Origin of the sequence: Vreelandella salicampi (genome assembly GCF_013415105.1) — a bacterium.
In the GTDB taxonomy this organism is placed as follows: domain Bacteria; phylum Pseudomonadota; class Gammaproteobacteria; order Pseudomonadales; family Halomonadaceae; genus Vreelandella; species Vreelandella salicampi.
This window is the reverse complement of the sequence record NZ_JACCDF010000009.1, coordinates 137390-159652: the sequence shown is the minus strand read 5'-3', so window position 1 is coordinate 159652 and position 22263 is coordinate 137390. Positions and strand designations below refer to the sequence as shown.

Below are 22263 nucleotides of genomic sequence, written 5' to 3'. Positions count from 1 at the left end.
GTGCTGCCCAACCACCATACAGAGGTATAAAACACTCACTCTGTATCTTAAAAATAGAAAAGTCTATATCTGTATTGTAGCGGCGGCGCTGAGTAATCTGATTAGGCACATAGTACTCAAGGAGAACGGCCATGCCACGCTTCCGCCTTACCCAGCTTCGCTATCAGCTGCAACACTACCAACAATGCCGCCGCAGCCGCCGCCAGCTACTGGCGCTTGATGACCGGTTGCTAGAAGATATCGGTATTACCCGCGCCCAGGCGCGAAAAGAGGGACATAAACCGTTCTGGCAGCAGACATCGTTTAAAAGGGGCCCCGATGAAAACCACTGAGTATTACCTGCTGGATGTTTTCACCGACCAGCCGTTTACCGGCAATCCATTGGCAGTGTTTCTAAACACCGAAGGACTAAGCACCACCACCATGCAAGCATTGGCCAATGAGCTTAACCTTGCCGAAACGGTGTTTTTAGGTGCCGCCACTGAGCCTAATCACTACCCCATGCGCATTTTTACGCCCACACGTGAGCTACCGTTTGCCGGCCACCCCACGGTCGGCACCGCGCACCTGCTGGCGGAGTTAAAGCGAGTCAACCCTGCGCACACCTTGGTGCTACAGCCACCGGTCGGCGAGTTAGCGGTTAGCTTTGCGCAGGGAAGCGCAACCTTTATCACCGCCCAGCCCGCCACGGTGATGGATAGCCCGCTTGGGCACGATACCGCCGCAACGTTGTTAGGGCTTGAAAAGCATCAGGTGATGGGCGACCCGGTGGTTGCCTCCTGCGGGTTGCCCTATCATTTGATTGAGCTGGCAGACCTAGCGTCTTTAGCGAGCGTTCAGATATCACCAACCACTTGGGCAGAAACTGTGGCAACCAGCGGCGCCGAGCAGATCTACCTTTACGTGACGGATATACCCGACAAGACGGAAACCGTGGTGCGCAGCCGCATGTTCTGTATGCACAACAGTATCGGTGAAGACCCTGCCACCGGCAGCGCCGCGGCGGCATTGACCGGCTACTTGGCATCAAGGCAGCCAAACGCTTTGCGCTGCACGATTCATCAGGGCGTTGAAATGGGGCGGCCCAGCGTTATCCACACCGCTGCCAATGGCGAGATCACGCATGGCTTGGTGACGGTGGGTGGTAACGCGGTGGTGGTGGGCAGGGGCGCTTTTGAAATACATCACTCAATGACTGATAGATGCTAAGCGCCCCTCCTATTGACCCAACTTGATTCGTGCGAACCGGGAAATCAGGCGACGGTAACGTCTTTTGAGAGATAGACATCCTGAATCGCATGCAGCAGCTCAACGCCCTCCGGCATGGATTTTTGGAACGCCTTGCGTCCAGAGATCAGGCCCATCCCCCCGGCGCGCTTGTTGATCACCGCCGTTCGCACCGCTTCGCCGAGATCAGAGTGGCCCTTGGAGCCTCCACCGGAATTAATCAAACCCGCGCGGCCCATAAAGCAATTGGCTACCTGGTAGCGGGCCAGATCAATGGGGTGATCAGTGGTCAGCTCGCTATAAACTTTATCGTGGGTATGACCGAAGCCTACCGCACGGTAGCCACCATTGTTCTCAGGCAGTTTCTGTTTGACGATATCCGCTTTAAGCGTTGCCGCCATATGGTTCGCTTGGCTGGAGAGGTCGGCTGATGCATGATAATCAGCGCCCTCCTGCTTGAAGGCCGGATTGCGCAGATAAGCCCACAATACCGTCACCATCCCCAACTGGTGAGCGCGCTCAAAGGCCTCGCTAATCTCCATGATTTGCCAACGGCTCTCGTGAGAACCAAAGTAAATCGTTGCCCCCACCGCCACGCATCCCATGTCGTGGGCCTGCTCGACATCGGCAAATAGCGTCTGATCGTATATCGCCGGGTAGCTAAGGGTCTCGTTATGGTTGAGCTTGAGTATCATCGGAATTTTGTGGGCATAACGCCGCGCCACTGATGACAGCACACCCAGCGTTGATGCCACACCGTTGCAGCCACCTTCGAGCGCCAGCTCAACGATGTTGGCCGGGTCGAAGTAACGCGGGTTAGGTGCGAAAGAGGCACCTGCTGAGTGTTCAATGCCCTGATCCACCGGCAGCAGGCTTAGGTAACCGGTGCCGGCCATACGCCCATGATTAAACAAGCTCTGCATATTGCGCAGCACGGCGGGGCTGCGGTCGCTATCCGCCATAACACGGTCAATAAAATCTGGGCCCGGCAGGTGCACGCTATCGCGGGGTATGCCCTGGCAAGTGTGATTAAGCAAACTATCGGCGTCACTGCCGAGTAAAGCGGCTATATCGGTCATGATGCGCTCCTCTTTCCCTGTATGTAGTACAAAGTTAGTGTACGCCAAATACTGTGACAATAAAGCCTAGCGATTTAATATAGCCTAGCGCATCAATTGAGCATAGCGGAGGCGCCACAGCAATCAGGGCAGGTGGCCACCATGAAAAGGTGGGCTTACTCTGGTGAGGATATTATCCAAGCAGCTACATTACGAGGCTGGTCACCGACCCGGCCACTTCCTGACCCGAAAACCGAAAGGACAAGCCCTTCATGCGTGCGAAACGCGTTCATTTTATCCGCCACGCCCAGTCAGAACACAACGCCCGGGTCGCCGATGCCCTAGACGAAGACTTAGTGCGCAGCGACCCAGCTCTGCGCGACGCACGCCTGACGGCATTAGGGCACAGCCAGGCAAAGGCGCTGGCCGAGGACGTGGCGGCTCTGCGCGACATCGAACTTGTGGTCGTATCGCCGCTAACCCGCGCGATCCAGACCACGCTCGCGGCGTTCGAAAATCATCCCGCACCCCGGTTGATCGAGGCACTACACCGCGAGAAACAGGAGAGCTACTGCGATATTGGCCGGTCGCCGCCGTTGCTCGCCGCTGAGTTTTCGGCCTTTCGCTTCGACCACCTCGACGATCCATGGTGGTTTGACGGCCCTCTGGACGGCTATCCCTATCCGCGCGAGTCGCTGGATGCCTTTGAAGCGCGCGTTTCCCGCTTTGCTGACTGGCTCTCGGCCCGGCCCGAGAGCTGCATTGCGGTCGTGGGCCACGGCACTTTCCTCAACCACCTGACCGGGTCAAACTTTGCCAATGCACAGCGGGTCGAGATGACGTTCTGAACCTCACACTTTGCCTTCAGGTCTCATGCATCGTGACCTATTCCGCCGGGTCAATGGGGCGATCCGAGCCCCATACCTAATAGCTTGAGTAGTCGCACCAAGCCAAGATGAACCCAGCGCTCCAGGATAGATTATTTAAAAGTTTCAGAAATTTAACAGCACTTGAGCTCTATCGTTCTTCACCAATAGGGTATGCATGCCAACCGGTTGGCGGCTCAGCGCCTAGCCAGTGCGCAAGTACCGCTTGGCTTGCCGGGAATAACGGAGTGGGAATAGAACTGGGGCTAAACCAGCACCATTCAGTAAACACCTCTGGCTCAAGCAATGCTGCTTCGGCATCCTGCTTCACCGTAACTAACACTGCACCTGTAACTGTAGAGACTGAGCTACTCAGGTGCTGGGTTATCGCCAGGATCTTCACGCATTGCCACTCGGTAATGCCTGTTTCTTCTGCCATTTCACGGATGGCTGCCGTCTCAAATGACTCCCCCGCATCAACATGACCGCCGGGTAAGCACCAGCACGGCGATTCTCCATGTTTATCGCGGTATCCAAGCAGCACGTCTCCGTCCGGGCGAAGCACAATAGCGCCCACCCCGATAACAGGCTGTTCGATATTGCCCATCAGTAACTCCTTCCTAGTTCAGCTGGTTAAGCCGTCAGCCCAATCCCTCGTAAAATCACCGAGGTGACCGACTGGACAGCCTTTTCAAACTGTAGGTCGTCGAGGGGTTGGTCGTCGTTGAGCAGGTAGATTTGGTAGTCGAAGTCAGCGTAATGCTGGCAAACAGGCTAGGCCAGCGAATCCAGGGTGGTGGCCACCGCGTCGAACAAGCGTTCCAGCTCGGCCTCGGTAGTACCAAAGGGAGGGCCAAACTGCAGCGTGTCGCCGCCATAGCGCACGTAGAAGCAAGCCTCCCAAAGCGCCATATGAGCATCCCTTGGGCGAATAATGGGGTCGCCGTCCCGGGGCGTTAGCTGAATGGCACCCGCTAAGCCGTAGTTACGAATATCGACAACGTGATTGCGCCCTTTCAAGGCGTGCAGCTTCTGCTCAAAGGCAGGTGCGATGGCGCTGACCTGGGCAGGGAAGTTTTCTCGTTCCATCATCTCAAGCGCCGCCAGACCCGCCGCGCAGGCCACCGGGTGGGCGCTGTAGGTGTAGCCGTGGGGGAACTCAACGGCGTGTTGGGGGCCACCGGCATGCATAAAGGTGTCGAAAATCTCGCTGGAAGCGATCACCGCCCCCATAGGAATGGCGCCGTTAGTGAACTGCTTCGCCACGTTCATGATATCCGGCGTGACACCAAAGGCTTCCGCACCGGTGGTCGCGCCGCTGCGCCCAAAGGCGGTGATCACTTCGTCAAAAATCAGCAGAATATCGTGGGCGGTGCAGATCTCGCGCAGCCGATCCAGGTAGCCTTTGGGCGGCACGATCACACCGGCTGACCCTGACATCGGCTCAACGATGACCGCCGCAATGGTCGACGCATCGTGGAGGGCGATTTGATCCAACAGCGCATCAGCTAGCTCAGCGCCGGTGTCGGCTTGACCACGCGTGTAGGCTTGTCCCGCTTGCAGGGTGTGGGGCAGGTGCGTTACGTCCATCAACTGACCGTAGTGTTTGCGGTTGCCGCCGATGCCACCCAGGCTGGTGCCGCCAATGTTCACCCCGTGGTAGCCCTTGGCACGGCCAATCATACGGGTTTTTTCGGGCTTACCTTTTAGCCGCCAGTAAGCCTTGGCCATTTTGACCGAGGTATCGGCGGCTTCTGACCCCGAGTTGGTGAAAAACACATGATCAAGCCCTGCAGGCATGAGGCTTGAGACCTTTTCCGCCAGCTTAAACGCCAGTGGGTGACCCACTTGAAAGCCGGGCGCAAAATCGAGGCTGCCAAGCTGCGCCGCCACGGCTTTTTGAATCTCCTCACGGTTATGACCCGCGCCACAAGTCCATAGCCCAGAAAGCGAATCGAACAGCTTACGACCCTGGTCATCAATGTAGTAACGCCCTTCTGCACCGGAGATCACACGCGGATTGGCATGGAAGTCCCGGTTCGAGCTAAACGGCATCCAGTAGTGCTGATTAAGTGCCGCTTTTGAGGGCGCATCTTCGGTTGAAGAGCGCGAGGCTTGAGGCTTCGTTTTGCTTTTAAAACCAAACATGTATCCAGCTCCATCGCTATGAGACTTGGTCTCAGCATGCACCACTGAACACGTTTATAAAATCACACATTTCTTTTGTTCACGTTAGAGCCTGTTGACGTATATGGAAACCTCCACTCCGGTCTCTAATGATGCCAGTTTCCATACGGCCTAGCCCTGATGCTGGGCACCGTTGCCCTGAAAAATCTGACGAAGGTCGACACTTGAACGATGACCGATGTCAGCAAAGTTCTCATCCAGCCAGCGTGTGGCGGTGTCACGACCGAGATCACGCAGTTTGGTGAGAAACTCCCATTCAACATTCATCTTCGATGAAACCCCCAACGGATTCAGCTCCGCTTCGTTTTCCACCACGTGTACTCTCACCTGACGGTATTCATCGGTCGTGAGCTTGCCCTGACGAATCAGTCGGTCAACGAAGTCGATCCCGCGCAGCTCTTTAAGCAGACTGTTGTTGAAACTGATCTCGTTCATCCGGTTCTGTATGTCCTGTGGAGTCTTTGGTGCGCCCTTACGTTCGATCGGGTTGATCTGGACCACCACGATATCGTCGGTACCGGTCTTGCCGTGAAAAGGAAACAGCGACGGGTTGCCTACATAGCCACCATCCCAATAGGGCACGCCGTCGATCTCGACTGCCTGATACATATACGGTAGGCAGGCCGAGGCCATCAACACATCTACCGTCACCTCCTCACGTGAAAAGACCCGGACATGACCGCTCTCCACGTTGGTGGCCGAAATGTACAGTTTGAACGCCGTGCATTTACGTACCCTGTCGAAATCGATGATCTTCTTCATCAGATCGCGCAACGGATTAACATTATAAGGATTAAGCTGATAGGGCGACGCCACACGGGAAAGTGCGTCCATGGCGTGATAAACGGGATTGTTCTCCAGCCCCCAGTTGCCCATCAGAACGTCGTAGGGCGTGCGTTTCAGCGGGCTGTCTTTCGCGCCATCACCCACGCATCGCCAAAGATTTTCGAGGGCCGCTCGCGCACCCTCGGGGCCATCGCTGGCGAAACCATCGGCCAGCGCCACCGCGTTCATCGCCCCCGCCGAAGTGCCCGAGACCCCGGCAATGTGTAACTGCCCGTCCTCAAGAATCCGGTCCAGCACCCCCCAAGTGAAAGCGCCATGCGCACCACCGCCTTGTAGGGCGAGGTTAACGGATTTGGGTTTCTGAGAGTTTATGGGTGTGGGTTTCTGAGTATTAATGGGTGTAGGTTGCGGTGCCATGAGAACGGTCCTCTTGGCTGGTGGCTGGGGTCTGCTGCGTTTACAGGACGCATAAGCTACCCGCAGCATAGAGATACAAAGCGAGAGCTCTCTGTCTGTTAACGTACATAGTCACGTCAAATGGCGTACAAAAAGCCTTCCGGAACACTAACGGTTTGCCACAAACGACAGGAAAAGACGACGTTACCGAGTTAACAAGGGTAGCCTACGACGATTGGCAGGTGGGCCAAACTAAAAAGGCGTGTCTATACTGAAAAGCCACCGACGTAAAATGAGGAATTCAAATGAAAATCGTACGAGTGCAAGACATTATAGGGACCGAAAGAGAAGTTTCCGGTCCGGGTTGGACCAGCCGCCGAATGCTGTTGAAAAAAGATGGCATGGGTTTTTCTTTCCACGAAACGATTATTCCGGCTGGTGCTGAGCTTAACCTATGGTACAAGCATCACCTGGAAGCCGTGTATTGCGTAGCAGGCAACGGCAGCATTCTGGACAAGGCCACCGGTGAAACCCACCAGATCTCAGACGGTACCCTCTATGCTCTCGACAAGCACGACCAGCACACCCTGCGTGGTGGCACCGAAGACATGCGGCTAATTTGTGCCTTCAATCCGCCGGTCACTGGCAGTGAAGTGCACGATGAAGACGGTGCCTACGTACCGGACACCAGCGAAGACTGATTCGTTTTACCGTAACTGAAACACCAATCGAAAGCACATTCCGCAAAAAACACCGCCACCGCCAGCTAGAGGCTGACGGTGGCGGTATGGTTATTGCTTTAGCAGATTTCTAGACGTAGAAGTCCAAATCTTCCTGGGCTTTCAACAGATCGCGCATCTTGATGGGATCGTCACCAAAGAAGAAGAGCAAACCCCAATGTGTGCCGAAGGCCGACCGATCAGGCACGGTCTCTTCTGTCGGTTCGTGCAATTCGTGTGACACGAAATAGGGGTGATCCACGCACTCTTTGGGCATTTCCAGTTTGCTGACCACGCGACGGCGTGGATACACACCGAAGCAGCCCGCATAACCTTTCGCATCAACTACTTCTTTGGGGAAAAATGCAGCCACTTCTTCTTTCGTGCTTTTCGGATCGAACACCAACATAGATGCCTGATAAGCATTGAATCCGTAGGCCATCTCGATCAGCTCAAACGCCTTAAAACCGGGCGGGCGATAAGCAACTTCACCAAAGTACATTTCGCCATCAGCTGTAACGAAGTACTCGGGGTGAATCAGGCCGAACTTGATGTCGAACGTTTTGATCAGCAGCTCGATCTGTTTGGTGATCGCATTCCGCCAGCTCTCGAGCTCGTTGGTGGCCGGCACGAACACCGAATAGCCGAGGGTCACATACTCGGAAATGTTCAGAAACTGGATTTTTCCATCATGAATCCAGGCCTCAACGGCAAACTCCCAGCCACTCAGGTGACTTTCCATCAGCAGGGGATATTCTTCGTCCGGAATGTGTTCGATTTCTTCTAACGTACGGATCATCCGGTGGCCAAGGCAACCCGCCTTGTCGAAGGCCTTAACGTGAATCGGGTCATCCGGGTCACCGTCAAGCTTGAGCAGCGTCTGGTTAACGCGCTTCATGAAGCGGACGATATCGTCTTTCTCGTGGGCCTCTTCGAAGATCCCGACACGAATACCACCGAGCTGGGCACGGCGTTTCATCAGCGCCTTGTCGCGGAACAGAATGGACTGCCCGTACATGCGAGGGCTATCGAGGAGAACGGAGTTAATGGCACCAGACCATTCGACGGTTTCCTCGAATAGCGGTATGGCGACATCGACGCCTTCTTCTTTCAGTTTTTCCGCGATCTCCATGGAGCGGTCGTTCAGTCGAACGAAGTCCCATGAGATAAAAGGAATATTGTTTGCAGTACAGAAATCTGCTGCCCACTCCGGCGCCACCACGATATAGCGACGGTCAAACTTTTGTGCCGCCTTAATCGCATTCACACTCCAACCAAGCAAGGCGATATAACCTTTGTTCGGATCCTTAGGCGTCTCTGTACCTTTCACCGAATCCAGTTCCGGATCGCGCCAAGCTGCTACGGCTTCGGGCAATTGCTTCTCTGATGTTATCGACATTCAATGTTCTCCTTGCTGGTTAACTCAGGCTGACTGCGCCGACAATAGAGTGCACCAAGTTTACTGAGCTGCAGGCAATATTGCTTAGAGGCGATAGAGTAAGCCAGCTCTTAGGGTTTTAAACGCACCCCGTTAGACTCACGCTAGTTGATTCCATTACAAATGGCAATTCAACGGTAGAGTCCCTGATGAACAATTGTAGAAGTTCTCTCGCTGCCAGCAAGGTTTACGATTTATTAAAAAGGCCTTATGTGCCACTTACTTAATTTCTCCAGGGCTTGCCCTGACACGTCGCATAATTGCCACAGTCGGCTGTACAGCCACGGCAAGGCAGTCGAAACGGCGAGGGAGTTGTTGCGGGTTTTGTTGGCACTGTCATATCAATCTCGCATTTATTAAGCGTGTTTATATTAGGACCGCTTAAAGCGGCGCCCGTTATTTAGTGCGGCGCGGAAACTTTCAAGGTAGTTTCGTCGGTGCTGCCCCTCTACGCAAGCAGGTGCTCAATGAATCAACGCCCTAACCCCCGTGTACTGCTCAGGTTACTCAGGCTATTGCGCCCTTATCGCCTGCGCCTCACCTTGGCAGGCCTGGCGTTGCTTGTGGCATCCGGCAGCGTGCTGGCACTAGGCAACGGGCTGCGTCTGGTCATCGACAACGGCTTTCTCGCTGAGGATTCGCAGGCACTGGACAAAACCCTCGGCTTGATGCTTGGCGTGGTGGCGTTACTGGCGATGGCCTCAGCGCTGCGCTATTACCAGGTCACCTGGATTGGCGAGCGTCTGGCGGCGGATCTGCGCCAGCGAGTGTTCGACCACTTGTTAACCCTGGAGCCGAGCTTTTTCGAAAGCGCTGGCGAAGGCCGCGCCGCGGGTGAGATTGCCTCACGGCTGACCGCCGACACCAGCGTGCTGCAGAGCCTGTTTGGGTCATCGATCTCCCTTGCGCTGCGCAACTTGGTGATGCTGATAGGGGCGGTGATATTGATGCTGGTGACCCAGCCATGGCTCTCGGCCTTGGTACTGATTGGCATCCCGGCCACCCTACTGCCGATCATATGGTATGGGCGGCGGGTGCGGCAGCTTTCGCGCACCAGCCAGGACCGCGTGGCTGAACTTGGCCGCTATGCGGAAGAGGCGCTGCGCGGCATTCAAACGCTCCAAGCGTTTTCCCACGAGGCGGTCGATCAACACCACTATGGCCAGCGCGTTGAGCAGGCGTTCGACAGCGCCGTAGCGCGTACCCGCCAGCGCGCCTGGCTCACCGGCATCGCGCTGCTGGTGGTGTTCAGCGCCGTGGGGTTAATGCTCTGGCAAGGCGGGCAAGCGGTTCTCGCTGGCACCATGAGCGCGGGTGAACTTTCAGCGTTTATCTTTTATGCCTTGCTGGCCGCCGGTGCGGTGGCCACCCTAGCGGAGGTCGCGGGTGACGTGCAGCGAGCAGCCGGTGCCGCTGAGCGGCTGCTCGAACTGCTGGATACCCAGCCGACCATCCACCCCCCTGCCAAGCCGGTGACACTGCCACAGCCTACCCGCGGCGCGATCACGCTGGACTCTATTCGCTTCACTTATCCGGGCCGTGACACGCCAGCGCTTGACGGGCTTGAGCTGAACATTCAAGCGGGAGAGCGGGTCGCCGTTGTCGGGCCATCCGGCGCGGGCAAAAGCACGTTGTTGGGGCTGTTGCTGCGCTTTTACGACCCGGACCAGGGCCACATCACGCTGGATGACCTGGATATCCGCACGCTGGACATCACCGCCCTGCGCGGTGCCATGGGGTTGGTGGCGCAAGAACCCGTGCTATTTAGCGGTTCAGTAGCCGATAACCTGCGCTATGGCGACCCCGAGGCTAGCATCGAGAGGCTACGCACCGCCGCCGAGGATGCCAGCGCGCTCGACTTTATCGACGCGCTCCCTCAAGGATTTGATACGCCCCTTGGCCCGGGTGGCGTCCAGCTTTCCGGCGGGCAGCGCCAGCGGCTCGCCATCGCCCGCGCGCTGCTTAAAAACCCCGCGGTATTGTTGCTTGATGAAGCCACCAGCGCCTTGGATGCCGAAAGCGAGCGGCTGGTGCAACAGGCCTTGGACCGGCTGATGATCGGGCGCACCAGCATCGTGATTGCCCACCGCCTTGCCACCGTGGTCAACGCCGACCGCTTGCTGGTATTGAAAGACGGGCAACTCGTGGCATCCGGCACCCACAGCGAGCTCATCACCACCAGCTCACTTTACCGCCACCTGGCCGCCCTGCAATTCGGCGCTGAAACGCTCGCCAACGCTTAGGGCGCACAACTTGGCCTAGGTGCGTAAGCGGACAAATACGCTTTCAGTAGAAAACACGCTATAGCAAAAACTTAAACTTCACTATCCGCCTTATATAACAGCGCCTTCATCGCCTCAAACACGCCTGGTGCGGTCACCAGTAAGTGGCGGCTGTAAAGATCGTGCGGGATATCGTCAGGCACTGAGTAAAGGTGCCCAGCAGATGCACCCGCTTCGTGGGCAATCAACCAGCCAGCGGCAGAGTCCCACGGCGAAACGCTCTCGTAGTAGGCACCCAACCGACCGCAGGCGACGTCACATAAATCCAGCGCGGCGGAGCCATTGCGACGCACATCCTGGCACTGCCCCAGCACCGCGCTTAGACGCTTAAGCAACGCTTCGCGGTCAGCCTTTTGGTACGGAAAGCCGGTGGCCACCAGCGTATGGGAAAGCTCTGTCGCGCTGCTGGCTTGAATCGTCGCACCATTGAGACTCGCGCCCTGCCCTTTGGCAGCGGCAAAGGTTTCACCGAGAAACGGCGCGTGCACCACACCCACCTGGCTCACGCCATTCTCAAACCAGGCAATCGACACCGCCACATGGCGCAGGCCGTTGGCAAAATTCACCGTGCCATCAATCGGATCCACCACCCACAGTGCTGGCGCATTGAATTGCTGCTGATCGGGAGATAATTCTTCGGACAGCCGCGCTTCACCGGGGAAGTACGCCTCCAAGCGCTCGCGAATGAGCTGATCCACCGCCACATCGGCGTCAGTCACCAATTCATCGCCGCTTTTCAGGCGTTGGCCAAATGTCTGCTCTTCCCGCGCCTTAACAATCATCCGCCCGGCTTCTTCGGCGATAGTTATAGCGGTTTGCAGGCGTTGGGTTAACGTATTGGGCATAATAGGTGTGCTCTTGCGTTTGCGTGGCCTCACATTATCACGTATTTTTTTCAGCGCCAGCACCCGGGCTTTGAAAGGGAAAGACGTAATGCGCTTAAACCATACTGAGATCGCCGCGATAAAAAAGGCCACCGACAAGACCTTTGGCCCGCAGGCAGACGTCATGTTGTTTGGTTCTCGCGTGGATGACACCGCCAAAGGCGGCGACATTGACCTTTTAGTGACGGTGCCCTATTCAGTGGATAATCCAGCACTGAGTATGGCAAAGATGGAGACGGCCATTATCATGGCAATAGGTGATCGCAAGATTGATGTGGTGATCAACGCGCCGAATCTCAACAAAGGCGACATCCATCCCATTGCACAGAAACAAGGAGTGCTGCTGTGACGCTCTCACCCGAGACGCTCTCCCGCTCGCCCTGAGCCTGTCGAAGGGCATCCCGCGAATGGCACCGCTCTTCTTCGACAAGCTCAGAATGAGCGGTTCTTTCCCGCTTAACCGTCAACGAGGAGGCATCTCACTTATCCACCACAGTACGACATGCTGGCCTAAGAAGGCGTTTATCAATCGCCACGCCTTCACCTTCTTCAACATGGCTCGCCTCTTGGCAGGCCCACTCTATTTGGCCGCCGCCCTCTGGCATACGCGCCACCATCAGCATGATACCGGCGCGAATTTGCGAATCCACATCGGGGGTATCTTTGAAATAGAGGCGAAAGGTATTGCGTGACGGGTCGTCATCCGCCTTAACGCCACCAACGGCTTCAATGCGCTCAACAAAGCGCCCGGAGATATTGTCTAACGGCGGTTGCATGGCGTTTAACTCGCGCTCAGAAGGCAACCTGCCATGAGTGGCAGCAAACTCGGCAAGCGCGATATGGAGGGTTCTGGTCAAAGTAACGCCTTCAAGCACCTGCGCCTGCGCCGGGAAATCGCGATACACCCGCATAGCGCTCAAAACCAGAAGGCTGACAACCAGCACCACGATCATCAGCTCAACAAAGGAAAAGCCCCGTTGGTGGGCCGGCATGCTCTCTCCTTGCGAAAACGCGCGAACTCACCCGCGATGAGCGTTTACCTTAACGCATCGTGGAGTACATCGACCACCACCCGCGTCGCCGCATCGATCAAGATCACATCGGTGCCGACGCGCTCCCATTCGTAACCGGGATAGCGCGGCAATTCTTCCACCACCCTTCCCTCAAAGCGCTTGGCGATGCCCGGAGGCAGCGGCTTGCCACGTTCCAGATTCTTGCGAATCCCCGGAGGCAAACTGTCCATTTGGTGAACGTCATTCCGCTGCAAGATACGGCGTACTTTGCGTTCATTGATATAGGGGCGTCTTTCATGAGCTCTTTCATGAGCTGAGGAGCGGGAGTCAGCGTGACGGCGCTCGAAAGAACGAGAGTCAGACCGGCCCTGTTCATGACGATCATGACGAGAAGCGCCAGCGTTTCCCTTGTCAAGCGCCCCATGGGCCTGGGCGTGTTCCGGCGGCTGGGCAATGGCGGAGGCACTCAACACCAGGGCGGAAAATACGACCCCACTCATCAAGATGGTTTTAATTTTCATCACTGGCTCCTTGGATGCTGCAGAAGCGTTGAGTGTAAGCCGCTATTGTGCAGGGAGTGAGGAAACAAGGAAGGGGCCTCTGAGGCCCCTTCCTTGTTTACATTACCACTTGTTTTTTACGAAGGATTTGCGTTACATCCACGTGGCATAAATTTGGCAGGAATTTTATTATCACCGGTTGTTGTACGGCAATCCCATGACCCATCTTCGTCTCGATTAAGAATTAACCAATTGCCACGAAGTGGCTCCGGAACAGAGCTCTCATCTGCACCAAACTGAAAGCCTATGCCATTACCGTTAAAAGTAGCCCCAGAATTTCCACTATCTGATGCTATTCCAATTTTGCCTTTAGAATCTAAAGCATCAGGGGCCATGCCTACGTCGCCTGCGTCGCAATTTCCGTCATTGGTCAAACAAGGAGTGTGTCCGTCAAAAACAGCCGCATCATAAGCTGTTTGCAAACTACGTATCGTTGAATAAACAGAAGATACTTCGGCACGAGTTACATAATTTTGATAAGAAGGCACAGCAATAGATGCCAAAATACCTAAAACAGCAATTACTACTAGCAGCTCGATCAGGGTAAAACCGCCCTGCTTGGTGTTACGAGGTGCGATTTGAGAGGTGTTTTGCATGGAGTTCTCCTTGGAGGGAAAAACCGTTCAGTGAGACTCACCGAACACGTTAGCTTGTTGAATGTTACACTAGCTTACGTAACGGGGATTTTCAACAGCATGGTATGAGTTTTATCGGCTAAACGTTGGATATCTTGAGCGTCATCAAGTTCCGTGCCGTGAGGGTGGTGAATATGGTACAAGTAGCCTCACAGCAAGCGTAGAGACGGCAGCCATCACTATGAACCAACCCACCTATGAGTCCACCCTCAGCCACGCGGCGGCGCGTGGGGGGCTGCGCGGTATTGCCCAGCGTCTAGTCAAGCACCAACTTTTGACTGAGGCGCAGGCGGCCACCGCCGAGGCAGCCGCGGCACAGCAGGACACCTCGCTGCTTAGCCATGTGATCGAGAGCGGCATGATCGACCCCGCTGAAGCCGCGCTGGCAGCGGCGTGGGAGTACGGCCTGCCGGTGATTGACCTGGATTCGGTGCGTTTGAACTCGCTGCCGCCTGCCACAGAATACCCGGTGCGGGTGCTGCAGAATCTAAATGTGCTGCCGCTGGCGCGCCACGGCCACCGCTTAACCGTCGCGGTACCCTACCCCGCCACGCTCACCCAGCTGGATGAGCTGCAGTTTGCCACCGGCTTAAGCGTTGAAGGGGTGCTGGCACCGGTCGATCAACTCACCACGGCGCTGAATAGTTATCTTGCGCAAAACGAGCGCAGCATGCTCGATGAGCTGGAAGGCGTGGACGATGCCGTCTCCTCGCTGAATATCGTGCAAAACGCCGACGGCGACGAAGTGCCACTGGAAGAAGCGCCGCAGAACAGCGACGACGCGCCAATCGTCAAATTTGTCAATAAAATCCTGCTCGATGCCATTCGGCGCGGCGCCTCGGATATCCATTTTGAGCCGTATGAAACGAGCTTTCGCGTGCGCTTTCGTGTCGACGGCATGCTAATCGAAGTCGCCCGACCGCCGTTTGCCATGCGCAACCGCATTGCCGCGCGCCTGAAAATCATGGCACGGCTAGATATCTCCGAACGCCGCCTGCCGCAAGATGGCGCGATCAAACTCAAGCTCTCGCGCTCGCGCTCGCTGGATTTCCGCGTTAACTCGCTGCCCACGGTTTACGGCGAAAAAATCGTGCTGCGTATTCTCGACCCCACCGCCGCGCAGATGGGCATCGAGCAGCTCGGTTTTACCGATGAGCAGCGCGCCCACTACGAGCACGCCCTAAAGCAGCCCCAGGGTATGATTTTGGTCACCGGCCCCACCGGTAGCGGTAAAACCGTCTCACTTTATACCGGCATCAATATTTTGAACGAGGTCGAGCGCAACATCTGTACCGCCGAAGACCCGGTCGAAATCAAAGTCCCCGGCGTTAACCAGGTCAACGTGCTGCCCAAAATCGGCTTGGATTTCGCCAATGCGCTGCGGGCGTTTTTGCGCCAAGACCCTGACGTGGTGATGGTGGGCGAGATTCGCGACCTTGAAACCGCCGAAATCGGCGTCAAAGCGGCGCAAACCGGCCACTTGGTGCTTTCGACGGTACACACTAACTCGGCAGCGGAGACGCTAACACGCCTTGCCAATATGGGCGTGTCATCGTTTAACATCGCCAGCGCCATGAGCTTGATTATCGCTCAGCGCTTAGCGCGCAAGCTGTGCAAACACTGCAAAGAACCCATCGACATCCCCAAAGAAGCGCTGAGGAAAGAAGGCTTTCAAGATGACGAAATCAACCGGGCGACGCTTTTTAAAGCGGTGGGCTGCAAGCAGTGTACCCAAGGCTACAAAGGTCGCACCGGGATTTACGAGGTGGTGCCGATCTCCGATGCGATGCGCCAGTTGGTCATGCGCGACGCTAACTCGCTGGAGATCGATAAACTCGCCCGCGAAGAGGGCCATCCCAGCTTGCACCAAAGCGGCCTTTTGAAAGTCATGGAAGGGCTGACCAGCCTTGAAGAAATCAACCGGGTCACCAAAGAGTAACCTTTAGGAGAACACCCATGGCGAAAAAGCCACGGGCGCGGCGTACGCCTGAGCTTCAACTTGCGCGCTGGAAATGGGTCGGCAAAGGCCCCAATAATCGCGTGCTCAGCGGAGAAATGGTCGGCAGTAGCAAAGCCGGCATCTCCGCTGAGCTGCAAAACCAAGGCATCACCGTGCAAAAGCTGCGCAAAAAAGGCAGTCTAAGCGGCCGGGGTCGTATCAACGCCAATGATGTGATGGTCTTCGCCCGCCAAATGGCGACCATGATTCGCGCCGGGATTCCTCTTTTGCAAGCGTTTCAGGTCGTCGCGGAGAGCTTGAAAAAGCCGGCGATGGTGGCGTTGGTGCAGCAAATGATGACCCAGGTGTCGGCAGGGTCGAGCTTTTCGGATGCCTTAAGCCGCCACCCCAAGCATTTTGATCGGCTGTTTGTGAACCTGGTGGAAGCTGGCGAACAGGCCGGCGCCTTGGATCAAATGCTCGAACGCATTGCCACTTATAAAGAGAAAACCGAATCGCTTAAAGGTCGCGTTAAAAAAGCCATGTGGTACCCCAGCACGGTGATGGCCATCGGCATCGGCGTGACCATGCTGCTGCTGATTAAAGTGGTGCCGGAGTTTGAAAGCATGTTTGAAAGCTTCGGCGCCGAGCTTCCGGCGATGACGCAGATGACCGTTAACCTCTCAGAGCTGGCGCAGCAGTATTGGCTACACGCGGTCGGTGCGGTGATCGCGGGCGTGTTACTGCTCAAAGAAGGCATTAAGCGCTCGCCCAATATCGCCTACCGCTTTCACTTTTTCCTGCTGCGCATACCGGTGATTGGCGACATTCTGCATAAATCGGCCGTGGCGCGCTTTGCCCGCACCTTGGCGACCACCTTTGCTTCCGGCGTGCCGTTGGTAGAGGGACTGGAAACGTCAGCGGGCGCCACCGGCAATAAAGTCTACGAGCGAGCCGTGCACCAAGCCCGCCACGACGTAGCCACCGGTCAACAGCTGCATTTTGCGATGCGCATGACCAATCAGTTTCCGGCGCTGGCGGTACAGATGGTCAGCATCGGCGAAGAGGCCGGCTCACTGGATGCCATGCTCAACCGCGTGGCGGACTACTATGAAGAAGAAGTCGACAACAAGGTTGACGCTCTCACGTCATTAATGGAGCCGTTGATTATCGTGGTGCTCGGCGTGCTGGTCGGCGGCGTGGTGGTCTCGATGTACCTGCCCATTTTCAATCTTGGCTCAGCGCTTTAAGGAGACATATGCATTCCCCGCCGCTGATTTTTTGGCTTATCGCCCTGCTGCTTGGCCTTTGTATCGGCAGCTTTTTGAACGTAGTGATCACGCGCCTGCCGGTCATGCTGATGCAGCAGTGGCGCGCCGAGGCCCGCGCGGCGTTAGAGCTGCCGGAGGAAACGCCACCGCGCTTTAATATCGCCTTTCCTGCGTCGATGTGCCCAGCCTGTCGCGCCCCGATTAAGTGGCACGACAACTTACCGCTGATCGGCTGGCTTAAACGTCGTGGTCGCTGCGCGTCCTGCCAAACGCACATCAGCCCGCAATACCCACTGGTAGAGCTTTTTGGCGCTGCGATTTCGCTCGCGAGCCTGGCGCTTTTCGGCGTCACATTAGAAGCGCTGTTTATCGCCGGCGCCTGCTATGCCCTGCTGGCTATGGCGGTGATTGACCTGCGCACCCAGCTATTACCCGATATTTTGACGCTACCGCTGCTGTGGGCGGGGCTGACCTACCAGCTGCTATTTCAGCCGCTGATGCTGCCATCCGCCGTAATGGGCGCTATCGCCGGCTATCTTGCGCTGTGGAGTGTGTACTGGCTGTTTAAGCTCGTTACCGGCCGTGAAGGCATGGGCTACGGCGACTTCAAGCTGCTCGCGGCCCTTGGGGCGTGGCTTGGCTGGCAATTCTTGCCGCTGGTGTTGATTATCGCCGCCGGGCTTGGCGCCATCGTGGGCATCGCGCTGCAGCTCAGCGTGAAAGACAAACGCGGTGTTCCCATGGCATTCGGACCCTTTCTGGCCCTGGCGGGCTGGGTAGCGCTACTTGGTGGCGACGGGCTAATGGCGCTGTATTTACAAGCAAGTGGCCTCTAAGGAGCGGTTTATGATCGTAGGGTTAACGGGGGGCATTGGCTCGGGCAAATCCACTGTGGCGCGGGCATTTGGCGAGCGCGGTATTCCGTGGATCGATGCCGATGACGTCGCCCGCGAGATTGTCGCGCCCGGCGAGCCGGCGCTGGAAGCCATCCGCCAGCGCCACGGCGAGGCCATGCTGCACGACGATGGCGTGCTTAACCGCGCCGCCCTGCGTGAGCTGATTTTCCAGCAGCCGGAGGAGCGGACGTGGCTTGAGAGCGAAACGCACCCCCGCGTGCGAGAGCGCATTCTGACCCATCTTGAGCGAATGCAACGCGAAGGCGCACCTTATGTGCTGCTGGTGTCGCCTTTGCTGTTTGAGTCCGGCCAGGATGCGCTGGTCGATTTCACGGTGGTAATTGATATTCCCGAAGATTTACAGTTATCGCGCACCCTGGCACGCGACGAGGTGAGCGAAACTCAAGTGCGTGCTATCCTCGCCGCCCAGATGCCGCGCGAAGAACGTCGCGCGCGAGCCGATGCGCTGATTGATAACAGCCAAGACACCGCACACATGCGTGAGCAAGTGGCTAAACTTGATGCGCACCTGCGCTCGGCACCACGCTAAGTTTACCCGTCAGCCGATTTATCCCGACGCTTTTCAAAGGAGCTCACCCATGCCCGCCGCGAAACGAACTGCTGCGAACAACACGCCGCTCGAAGTCGCCTGCCCGCAGTGCGGCAAGAAGGTGCCTTGGTCCTCGGAGAACACCTACCGCCCTTTCTGCAGCAAACGCTGCCAGCTGATTGATTTTGGCGCCTGGGCGGATGAATCTCACCGCATCGCCGGGGAGTCCTCAATGGACGAAGCTGACATCGACACGCTATTGCAGCAAGCCGACCGCGACGCACCGCTGTCATAGCCGCCATGCCGACTCCTTCATCCGATGACGCTTTGCTGCCGTACCAACTCCAGCACCGGCTTGATGCCAGTTTTGATGCGGTGCTCAATGCCCTTGAGGGTGTTATCGCACGCTTTGACGAGAGTGCACAGGCGGTATGGGCCTTTGACGAGCCAACACCGGACGCTGCTTGGCTTCGCCGTGCCCTTTTCGATATGTGGCATGAAGAAGGCCAAGACGGCCGCGAAACGCGCAACTACATCGGCTTGATCGCCGCGGATGACGCGCTGATTAATGCCGTGGTCGCGGCGAATCAAGCCAAAAACGACTTCAGCGAGTGCTTGAAAAGCATCAAAGAGTACGCCCCCGCCGCTATGAGCGATGCCAAAGCGCAGTTGCCAACACGTCACCCGGACGTAGAACGGATACTGGAGAAAACCGGTTTAGCACGACTGCACCTCAAACAGTGCTGGCGACATTTCCCAGTAGCACAAGCGCCCGTCTCAAGGGTGCGCTTTGCTTGGTACAGTAGCGGACGCTCGATCAAACGCTTAACGGTACAAGAAGCTGAGAAAAAGTTATTGGCGTTGGATAGCGACGCCGCGCATATCCGTATTCAGCTGCGCAAACTTGCCGGTATTCCTAGCGGAGAGATCTTGGCGCAAGTACAAACGCAAGCACCGCTAATGCGGGCCAATCTGTTTTTTACCGAGCCGCTAGAGGATGGGCACACCCGCCGCGCGCTGAACGTGGCCATGCCGATTTTCGTGCCAAGCCACGATGGACGTCTGCCGCACACTAACCTGCCGCCGCTTACCCCACCGGAAACACGCACCCGAGCCAAACGAAGCGATGAGAAACTCGAGAGTGAGGCATTTTTGCCGAGCCTACGGGTCTACCGCTACCGTTAGTGCCTCAGCCTGTGGATGACGTCACAACTGCCTTAGTTCTTGGCACCTGTCCCTCTTTCCAGTGCCCCGCACGTAACAGCGTTTCAATCAACGCGAGAAGCTCCGACTGTGCGATGGGCGACTCGGCCAAAAGCGCATCAAAACGTTCCCGAAATGCCACCGCACGGTCCTCTTCACGCGCTTTTTGCTCTTCTTCTTCCAGGGTATCTAGCGAGCGTACCGGTGGGCCGGTGGGAATATTGAACCCGTTTTCCGGGTTATCAAGCTCGCGCAATGCGTTAGCAAACGCATCATCTAGCTCGCGAAACTGACGCAGCTTATCCCTCTCATCGATTGGCTTGTGGTCTTTTTGATATTTCATCGGCTCTCATCTTCACCTGCTGAAAAGGAAGTCATACTGCTTAAATAGGCGGTAATATCCTAAAAACTATGCGCAAACGCGCAAAAGTGCATATCAAACTTGCCTTTGCCCCCCTAAAACCCGCATAAAGAGCCTGGTTAGTGCGCTACCGCACAGTGACATCTATTCTAGTTATAACGTGTTAGACGCAAACGTTAGCCATTAGGGCCAAAAGCGCTGCGGTAAACGCTTACACAAGCACGCACCGGGAAGGTGCCTAGCAGGTAATACAACACACCTGCATGACTGACGCACGGGAGGCCGAAAAATGTTTAATGCGATGACACGGGCAGAAATTTGGCTTCAGGATACCATCGGTAAGCCACTGAGTATTAATGATCTTGCCAACCATTTGGGCTATTCCGATTCACAAGTCAGGCGCCAATTTCGCGACTGCTTTCACATCTCACCCAGTGCCTATCGTGACCAGCGCCGCCTAGAACGCGCGGCGGTGTTATTAGTTTTAACCCCCAAAAACATAGCGCAAGTAGCTCTTGAATGTGGCTATTATAACCACTCCTCTTTTTCACGGGCTTTCCACAAGTACTTTGCTGTGAGTCCACGTAATTTCCGACAAGCATTACGCCAAGTTATTCATCGGCAACGCCCGCCTAGCGGGTTTATCACTCGGGTTGTCAAAAAACCGCAGCGACAAATTATACTGCAACGCTTCTATAAAGCACCTGCACAACTTAGCCATTTAGGCACGCTCAAATGGCATGCGCAACCATTAGCATCGCTGGCAAAGGCTTGGGAGAACGCTACGCCAAGTATTGCCTTGCCCGATTTGCTGACGGAAAAAATCGATGCACATGTCATTGAGTCATTACCCGCGCAACAGCGAACCGACGTGGGCCTCTACTTGACGCCACAAGACGACTTGCCTTTAACCCCTTCTCTGCCTATGCCTTACCGGCGTATTACGTTAGCACCGCAATACTATGCTATCACCTGCTTTAATGATCTTTCGGCGCTCTCACGCGCGCTGACACACGCCTTGTGTCACTTAACCGGCAAGGCCACCCCGTTTCATATCAGCGGTAGCGCGCCGTATATTTTATGGCGCAAAGGTACTATGGAGCTGCGTTTACCGTTAACGGGGTAGATAATCTCATTGGCATTATTGCGTATCGGCTGGCAAATGCAAAACCGGCATTTCAGAGAAATGCCGGCCACAACGGCGTGCTCTTCAATACTAAACTAAGTCTTCGTGAGCGACTAAGTCTTCGTGAGCGCGTCTGCGAAAATTAGTCTTCCATACGCACGAGCCAGGATTCGACGGTATCACCGCCGTACTCTTCTTTCCAGCTCCGTAGGCCTTTGTGGTTACCACCACGGGTCTCGATGACTTCTCCCGTGTGCGGGTTCTTGTAAATCTTAAGACGGCGCTTACGGCGACCATCGTTACTCTTCATTTGCTTCTGGTTATTAGGCCGAACGTTCGGATCAAACAACGCGATAAGGTCAGCCGGCACTTTGCCAAACTCTTCCATCAGCGATTCAAGCCGCTCTTTGAATTCAAGCTCACTCTTCAGGCGCTGATCACCTTCCATACGCTGCATGTCTTCTTGCAGTTGCTTTAGCTGCTGTTCTTTCTGGATGTATTCATTCAATAGGGACATTCTAGGCATCCTTTTGTGTCATTTAAGCCGCAAAAAATAGCGCACGGATTGACGTTAACATTCTCGGTTTCAGCTTTGCACTTAAGCGATTACGCAATCTTGCTAGAAAAAGCAGACTCAAGTGCGTTTAAATACGCGCATATTATTACTTTAAATAATACCACTGACAACAGTATAGTCCGTTTTAAACGGATAATAGCTATCTTTTTCTAGGTTTAAACACCTTGGCTATAGAAGCCAAGGACAACAGGTAGCGACTATATGTCGCTATAAAGCCAATCGATATGACAATACAGCAAGCGCAATATAAAGCAACGAGGTTAAATCATCGATGCTAACAAACAGCATT

The 22263-nt window shown here is 55.7% G+C and carries 24 protein-coding genes and 1 pseudogene; 13 read left to right on the top strand and 12 right to left on the bottom strand.

Annotated elements, in window-relative coordinates:
- The first annotated feature begins 131 nt into the window (after positions 1-131).
- Together HZS81_RS11525 and HZS81_RS11520 are read left to right on the top strand one after the other, a co-directional pair.
- Positions 132-332, top strand: coding sequence for a DUF1127 domain-containing protein (locus HZS81_RS11525; RefSeq protein WP_179930707.1), 201 nt, complete (start codon positions 132-134; stop codon positions 330-332).
- Complete coding sequence (locus HZS81_RS11520; RefSeq protein ID WP_179930706.1) at positions 319-1209, top strand: PhzF family phenazine biosynthesis protein; 891 nt, start codon at positions 319-321, stop codon at positions 1207-1209. The genes HZS81_RS11525 and HZS81_RS11520 overlap by 14 nt, the downstream gene beginning before the upstream one ends.
- A gap of 44 nt (positions 1210-1253) precedes the next feature.
- On the opposite strand, the gene HZS81_RS11515 is transcribed toward HZS81_RS11520, so the two are convergent.
- Positions 1254-2306, bottom strand: a complete 1053-nt coding sequence (locus tag HZS81_RS11515; protein ID WP_179930705.1) for a class I fructose-bisphosphate aldolase — start codon at positions 2304-2306, stop codon at positions 1254-1256.
- Between the two features lie 251 nt (positions 2307-2557).
- Between HZS81_RS11515 and HZS81_RS11510 the strand changes: the two genes are divergently transcribed.
- Positions 2558-3133: a histidine phosphatase family protein gene (locus tag HZS81_RS11510; RefSeq protein WP_179930704.1), complete on the top strand. Its 576-nt coding sequence runs from the start codon at positions 2558-2560 to the stop codon at positions 3131-3133.
- Between the two features lie 169 nt (positions 3134-3302).
- On the opposite strand, the gene HZS81_RS11505 is transcribed toward HZS81_RS11510, so the two are convergent.
- The 4 genes and pseudogenes from HZS81_RS11505 to HZS81_RS11490 all read right to left on the bottom strand — a co-directional run bounded on the left by HZS81_RS11505 (position 3303) and on the right by HZS81_RS11490 (position 6541).
- Positions 3303-3758, bottom strand: a complete 456-nt coding sequence (locus tag HZS81_RS11505; RefSeq protein ID WP_179930703.1) for a nucleotide triphosphate diphosphatase NUDT15 — start codon at positions 3756-3758, stop codon at positions 3303-3305.
- A 26-nt stretch (positions 3759-3784) separates the two neighbouring features.
- Positions 3785-3907 (bottom strand): annotated as a pseudogene (locus tag HZS81_RS11500) (TetR family transcriptional regulator C-terminal domain-containing protein); the annotation flags it as partial.
- Positions 3908-3925: 18 nt separating this feature from the next.
- Positions 3926-5299 (bottom strand): omega-aminotransferase AptA, encoded by a 1374-nt coding sequence (gene aptA / locus HZS81_RS11495; RefSeq protein ID WP_179930702.1) that lies wholly within the window; start codon positions 5297-5299, stop codon positions 3926-3928.
- A 150-nt stretch (positions 5300-5449) separates the two neighbouring features.
- Positions 5450-6541, bottom strand: a complete 1092-nt coding sequence (locus HZS81_RS11490) for a patatin-like phospholipase family protein (RefSeq protein WP_179930701.1) — start codon at positions 6539-6541, stop codon at positions 5450-5452.
- A 284-nt stretch (positions 6542-6825) separates the two neighbouring features.
- Between HZS81_RS11490 and HZS81_RS11485 the strand changes: the two genes are divergently transcribed.
- Entirely contained in the window at positions 6826-7221 is a 396-nt protein-coding gene (locus tag HZS81_RS11485) for an ectoine synthase (RefSeq protein ID WP_179930700.1), read from the top strand.
- A 109-nt stretch (positions 7222-7330) separates the two neighbouring features.
- On the opposite strand, the gene HZS81_RS11480 is transcribed toward HZS81_RS11485, so the two are convergent.
- Entirely contained in the window at positions 7331-8638 is a 1308-nt protein-coding gene (locus tag HZS81_RS11480) for an ATP-grasp domain-containing protein (RefSeq protein WP_179930699.1), read from the bottom strand.
- 506 nt (positions 8639-9144) lie between these two features.
- Between HZS81_RS11480 and HZS81_RS11475 the strand changes: the two genes are divergently transcribed.
- Positions 9145-10920: an ABC transporter transmembrane domain-containing protein gene (locus tag HZS81_RS11475; protein ID WP_179930698.1), complete on the top strand. Its 1776-nt coding sequence runs from the start codon at positions 9145-9147 to the stop codon at positions 10918-10920.
- Between the two features lie 71 nt (positions 10921-10991).
- On the opposite strand, the gene HZS81_RS11470 is transcribed toward HZS81_RS11475, so the two are convergent.
- Complete coding sequence (locus HZS81_RS11470; RefSeq protein ID WP_194249364.1) at positions 10992-11804, bottom strand: inositol monophosphatase family protein; 813 nt, start codon at positions 11802-11804, stop codon at positions 10992-10994.
- 88 nt (positions 11805-11892) lie between these two features.
- Here HZS81_RS11470 and HZS81_RS11465 point away from each other — a divergent pair, with 88 nt between their 5' ends.
- A complete protein-coding gene (locus HZS81_RS11465) occupies positions 11893-12192 on the top strand; it encodes a nucleotidyltransferase domain-containing protein (protein WP_179930697.1) in 300 nt (99 codons plus the stop codon).
- 130 nt (positions 12193-12322) lie between these two features.
- Here HZS81_RS11465 and HZS81_RS11460 read toward each other — a convergent pair whose 3' ends face one another.
- The 3 genes from HZS81_RS11460 to HZS81_RS11450 form a co-directional block, all read right to left on the bottom strand.
- The gene (locus HZS81_RS11460; RefSeq protein ID WP_179930696.1) at positions 12323-12835 is read right to left on the bottom strand and encodes a prepilin-type N-terminal cleavage/methylation domain-containing protein; all 513 of its coding nucleotides are present in this window, start codon (positions 12833-12835) and stop codon (positions 12323-12325) included.
- Between the two features lie 44 nt (positions 12836-12879).
- Positions 12880-13377, bottom strand: a complete 498-nt coding sequence (locus tag HZS81_RS11455; protein WP_241697473.1) for an anti-virulence regulator CigR family protein — start codon at positions 13375-13377, stop codon at positions 12880-12882.
- 116 nt (positions 13378-13493) lie between these two features.
- Positions 13494-14012 (bottom strand): pilin, encoded by a 519-nt coding sequence (locus tag HZS81_RS11450; protein ID WP_179930695.1) that lies wholly within the window; start codon positions 14010-14012, stop codon positions 13494-13496.
- A 220-nt stretch (positions 14013-14232) separates the two neighbouring features.
- On the opposite strand from HZS81_RS11450, the gene pilB reads away from it, so the two are divergent.
- Genes pilB through HZS81_RS11420 form a run of 6 tightly spaced genes read left to right on the top strand, consistent with a single transcriptional unit; the run spans position 14233 to position 19892 of the window.
- The gene (pilB, locus tag HZS81_RS11445; RefSeq protein WP_179930693.1) at positions 14233-15990 is read left to right on the top strand and encodes a type IV-A pilus assembly ATPase PilB; all 1758 of its coding nucleotides are present in this window, start codon (positions 14233-14235) and stop codon (positions 15988-15990) included.
- Between the two features lie 17 nt (positions 15991-16007).
- Positions 16008-17240, top strand: coding sequence for a type II secretion system F family protein (locus HZS81_RS11440; protein ID WP_179930692.1), 1233 nt, complete (start codon positions 16008-16010; stop codon positions 17238-17240).
- Between the two features lie 8 nt (positions 17241-17248).
- Positions 17249-18097 (top strand): prepilin peptidase, encoded by an 849-nt coding sequence (locus tag HZS81_RS11435; RefSeq protein WP_179930691.1) that lies wholly within the window; start codon positions 17249-17251, stop codon positions 18095-18097.
- Positions 18098-18107: 10 nt separating this feature from the next.
- The gene (gene coaE, locus HZS81_RS11430) at positions 18108-18707 is read left to right on the top strand and encodes a dephospho-CoA kinase (RefSeq protein WP_179930690.1); all 600 of its coding nucleotides are present in this window, start codon (positions 18108-18110) and stop codon (positions 18705-18707) included.
- A 49-nt stretch (positions 18708-18756) separates the two neighbouring features.
- Complete coding sequence (gene yacG / locus HZS81_RS11425) at positions 18757-19002, top strand: DNA gyrase inhibitor YacG (protein WP_179930689.1); 246 nt, start codon at positions 18757-18759, stop codon at positions 19000-19002.
- 5 nt (positions 19003-19007) lie between these two features.
- On the top strand, positions 19008-19892 hold the full coding sequence (locus HZS81_RS11420) for a DNA replication terminus site-binding protein (protein WP_179930688.1): 885 nt from the start codon (positions 19008-19010) through the stop codon (positions 19890-19892).
- Positions 19893-19896: 4 nt separating this feature from the next.
- Here the strand turns inward: HZS81_RS11420 and HZS81_RS11415 are convergent, their stop codons facing one another.
- Positions 19897-20253: a hypothetical protein gene (locus HZS81_RS11415; RefSeq protein ID WP_179930687.1), complete on the bottom strand. Its 357-nt coding sequence runs from the start codon at positions 20251-20253 to the stop codon at positions 19897-19899.
- A 307-nt stretch (positions 20254-20560) separates the two neighbouring features.
- Here HZS81_RS11415 and HZS81_RS11410 point away from each other — a divergent pair, with 307 nt between their 5' ends.
- Complete coding sequence (locus HZS81_RS11410; protein ID WP_179930686.1) at positions 20561-21397, top strand: helix-turn-helix transcriptional regulator; 837 nt, start codon at positions 20561-20563, stop codon at positions 21395-21397.
- Between the two features lie 142 nt (positions 21398-21539).
- Here the strand turns inward: HZS81_RS11410 and HZS81_RS11405 are convergent, their stop codons facing one another.
- Positions 21540-21914, bottom strand: a complete 375-nt coding sequence (locus tag HZS81_RS11405) for a histone-like nucleoid-structuring protein, MvaT/MvaU family (RefSeq protein ID WP_179930685.1) — start codon at positions 21912-21914, stop codon at positions 21540-21542.
- Positions 21915-22263: the final 349 nt, after the last annotated feature.